Raw genomic sequence first — 231 nt, forward strand, 5'->3', positions numbered from 1 at the left:
CTGGTTTCGCCGCGCGCCGCGATCGACTACCTGCGCCGCTTCGCCCGCCACGACGCCCAGGTGCAGGTGATGCTGGCGCCGCCGGAGGTGCAGGGGCGCTACTTCTACAACGAGGCGCTGACCGGGTTCAATTTCCGCATCGAGCGGCCGCCGCTGGGGGCCATGCTCGACGCGATGCTGCAGCAGCTCGACGATGCGCGGCCGCCTTCCCTGTACATGGGCTCGACCACG

The 231-nt window shown here is 70.1% G+C and carries 1 protein-coding gene; it reads left to right on the top strand.

Annotation, left to right across the window (positions count from 1 at the left end):
* Positions 1-231, top strand: a 231-nt coding sequence (locus SB658_RS27960) for a hypothetical protein (protein WP_410603857.1), incomplete at both ends; no start/stop codon positions are given.

It is taken from the genome of Bacillus sp. SIMBA_008 (assembly GCF_046535495.1).
Lineage (GTDB): Bacteria > Bacillota > Bacilli > Bacillales > Bacillaceae > Bacillus > Bacillus subtilis.